Source organism: Streptomyces sp. NPDC004667 (genome assembly GCF_040609475.1).
GTDB lineage: Bacteria > Actinomycetota > Actinomycetes > Streptomycetales > Streptomycetaceae > Streptomyces.
This window is the reverse complement of record NZ_JBEXKC010000206.1, coordinates 1-3,998: the sequence shown is the minus strand read 5'-3', so window position 1 is coordinate 3,998 and position 3,998 is coordinate 1. Positions and strand designations below refer to the sequence as shown.

Below are 3,998 nucleotides of genomic sequence, written 5' to 3'. Positions count from 1 at the left end.
AGGGAAACCATCACCGCCCAGGTGACGGGCTGGACCACGTCCACCCGCTCCAGCGAACGACCCTCCCGCACCACCTCCACCACATCGAAGTCCACAAACGGCGCCAGAGCATCAGCACACTCCCGCAACCGCCCCGCGAACACCGGGGAAGAGTCAAGGAGACCCGCACCCATCCCCACCCACTGCGTCCCCTGACCCGGAAACACCAACACCCGACGACCGAACGACCCCGCCACACCCTCGACGGTCGTACCGCCGAGGACCACCCGGCGGTGCTCGAACAGCGCGCGTGCCGACGCCAGGGTGTAGCCGACGTCCAGCGGACGCAGCGCGGGCTCCCGCTCCACCTCCATGTGGGTACGCAGGCGTTCCACCTGGTCACGCAGGCCAGCCGCCGACCTGGCGGACACCACCAGCGGGACCACCGGCAATTCCCGGGAGTCCGCATCCGCGGCGGGCTCCGTCACCGGGGCCTGCTCCAGGATCACGTGCGCGTTCGTCCCGCTCACGCCGAAGGCCGAGACGCCGGCCCGGCGCGGGCGGTCGTCGTGCTCCGGCCAGTCCCGCGCCTGCGTGAGCAGTTCGACGGCGCCCGTCTCCCAGTCGACCTGTGAGGACGGGGCGTCCACGTGCAGGGTCCTGGGGAGCTTGCCGTGCCGCAGGGCCATCACCATCTTGATGACACCGCCCACACCGGCCGCGGCCTGCGGGTGTCCGATGTTCGACTTCAGCGAACCGAGCCACAGCGGCCGGCCGGCCGGACGCTGGCCGTACGTGGCCAGCAGCGCCTGCGCCTCGATCGGGTCACCCAGCCGCGTGCCCGTACCGTGCGCCTCGACCACGTCCACGTCGGCCACGCCCAGGCGGGCGTTGGCCAGCGCCTGTGTGATGACGCGTTCCTGCGAGGGGCCGTTGGGGGCGGTGAGGCCGTTGCTGGCGCCGTCCTGGTTGACCGCGTCGCCCCGGATGACCGCGAGCACCGGGTGTCCGTTGCGCACGGCGTCGGAGAGCCGCTCGACGAGGACCATGCCCGCGCCCTCGCCCCAGCTGGTGCCGTCGGCGGCGTCGGCGAAGGCCTTGCTGCGGCCGTCGGCGGCGAGGCCGCGCTGGCGCGAGAACTCGACGAACAGACCGGGTGCGGCCATGACGGTGACGCCGCCCGCGAGGGCGAGGTCGCAGCTGCCGGACTGCAGGGCCTGCGCGGCGAGGTGCAGCGCCACCAACGACGAGGAGCAGGCCGTGTCGACCGAGACCGAGGGCCCCTCCAGACCGAGGGCGTAGGAGATGCGGCCGGAGACGACGCTCGCGGACTTGCCGGTGAGGAGGTGTCCCTCGTGCTCCTCGGACGCCTCGTGCAGGCGGGAGGCGTACTCCTGGTGCGTGAGGCCCGCGTAGACGCCGGTGCGGGTGCCGCGCAGCGACTGCGGATCGATGCCGGCCCGTTCGAGGGCCTCCCAGGAGGTCTCCAGGAGCAGCCGCTGCTGGGGGTCCATCACGAGGGCCTCGCGGGGCGAGATCCCGAAGAAGTCGGCGTCGAACCCGGCGGCCCCGTGGAGGAACCCGCCTTCGCGGACGTACGTCGTCCCGCGGCGGCCGGCCTCGGGATCCGGCTCGTAGATCTCGTCGAGGTTCCAGCCGCGGTCCACGGGGGCGGCGCCGATCACGTCGCGTTCCGCCATGACGAGGTCCCACAGCGCCTCGGGGCTGTCGGCGTCGCCGGGGAACCGGCAGGCCATGCCGACGATGACGACGGGGTCGTCGTGGTCGGGACCCGCGGCACCGGTCGGAGCTGCGGCGGGGGACGGGGCCACGGCCGCGTCGCCCAGGAGCCTGCCGCGCAGGTACGCGGCGAGCGCGGCAGGGCTGGGCCGGTCGAACACGACGGTGGCGGGGAGGGTCAGCCCGGTGACCCGGCCCAGCCGGTTGCGCAGTTCGAGCGCGGTGAGCGAGTCGAACCCGGCGTCCTTGAAGGCCCGGTCGGGGCGGATCGCGTCGGTGCCGGTGTGGCGCAGGACGGCCGCGGCCTCGGTACGGACCAGCTCGGTGAGCGTCCGGGTCCGTTCGGTTTCCGTCAGTGCCGTGAGCCGCGCGGCCAGCCCGTCGGCGGGCGCGTCGGCCCGGCCCGGGGTGGCGGATCCGCCGGCTCGCCGCCCCTCGGCTTCGAGGGCCTGCCGGGCTTCGGGGACGGTGTCGAAGAGGGGTCCGGGGCGTCCGGCCGCCCGGCGGGGGGCGAAGTCCGCCCATGCGACGTCGACGACGGTGACGCAGACGTCGGCGTGGTCCAGGGCCCGGTGCAGGGCCTCCACACCGTCCTGCGGGTCGATGGCCCTGATGCCGCCGCGGGTCAGGCTCGCCTCGCCGGTTCCCTCGGCCATGCCTCCACCGCCCCACAGGCCCCAGGCCACGGAGGTCGCGGGCAGGCCGTCGGCGCGGCGCCGTTCGGCGAGTACGTCGAGCGAGGCGTTGGCGGCGGCGTAGGCGGCCTGGCCGCCGTTGCCCCAGGTACCGGTGACGGAGGAGAACAGGACGAAGGCGTCCAGTTCCAGGCCGCGGGAGCGGGTGAGTTCGTCCAGGTGGCGTGCCGCTTCGGCCTTGGGGGCGGCGATCTCGGCGAAGCGGCCGGCGTCGAGTGTGGCGATCACGCCGTCGTTGAGGACGCCCGCGGTGTGGAAGACGGCCGTCGGGGGGTGGGCGTCGAGGAGGGCGGCGACCGCGCTCCGGTCGGATACGTCGCAGGCGGCGAGGGTCACCTCGGCCCCGAGCGCACGCAGTTCGGCGGCCAGGTCCTCGGCACCCGGGGCCCCGGCGCCCCGGCGGCTGGTCAGGACGAGGTGCCCGGCGCCCTGCGCGGCGAGCCAGCGCGCGACGTGCGCACCGAGGGCCCCGGTCCCCCCGGTCACCAGCACCGTGCCGCGCGGAGCGTAGGTCCGGCGGACGGGCGTACGGTCCGCCGGGACGAGCCGGCGGCCGTAGGAGCCGGAGGCCCGTACGGCGATCTGGTCCTCGCCGGTGGTGCCGGTCAGGGCGGCGGCCAGCTGCTGCCAGGCGCGCCGGTCGGGGGCCTCGGGCAGGTCCACGAGCCCGCCCCACAGACGGGGGTGCTCCAGGGCGATCCCGCGTCCGAGACCCCAGAGCTGGGCTCCGGCGGAGTGCGGGAGCTCGCCCGGCGAGACGGCGACGGCGCCCCGGGTGAGGGCCCAGATCCCGGCCGTGAGGCCCGCGTCGACGGCCGCCTGGGCGAGCAGGGTGGTACCGGCCACGGCCGGGGGCACGTCGGTCCCCTCGGGGCAGGGGAGTTCGCCCGTGCCGAGGAGGGAGAGGATCCCGGCCGGGGCGGTGTGCCCGGCGAGTGCGGTGGCCAGGGCGGCGCGGGTGGCGGTCGCCGCGTCGAGGGCGAACCGCTCGACGCGGGCGCCGTGCCGTACGAGGGCAGCCTCCGCCCCGTCGGCCAGGCCGGACGGGAGTGCGTCGGCGACCACCAGCAGCCAGGTCCCGTCCAGCCGGGCCGGAAGTTCGCGGCCCGGCAGCTTCTTCCACCCGGCCCGGTACCGCCACCCGTCGACGCCGGGCGCCTCCGGGGCCCGGGACGCGGCCGGGGCCGAGGGCTCCAGCCAGTAGTGCCGCTGCTGGAAGGCGTAGGTGGGCAGGTCGACGCGGCGGGCGCCGGTGCCTTCGAAGAGCTGCGCCCAGTCGATGTCGGTGCCGCGTACGAAGAGCTCGGCGGCGGAGGTCAGGAAGCGTTCCAGGCCGCCGTCGTCACGGCGCAGGGAACCGGTCGCCAGAACGTCTACACCGGCCGCGTCGGCCGTCTCCTGGATGCCCATGGTGAGGACGGGGTGCGCACTGGACTCGACGAACGTCCCGAACCCCTTGGCGATCAGCTTGCGCACGGTGTCCTCGAAGCGGACGGGGTGACGCAGGTTGCGGTACCAGTACCCGGCATCGAGGAGGGTCTCGCCGAGGACGCCCCCGGTCACGGTCGAGTAGAACGGGATCTC

Annotated in this window: 1 protein-coding gene; it reads right to left on the bottom strand. The window is 75.0% G+C overall.

From position 1 onward, the window contains the following. Nucleotides 1-3,998, bottom strand: a 3,998-nt coding sequence (locus ABZW32_RS39190; RefSeq protein ID WP_356225610.1) for an SDR family NAD(P)-dependent oxidoreductase, incomplete at both ends; no start/stop codon positions are given.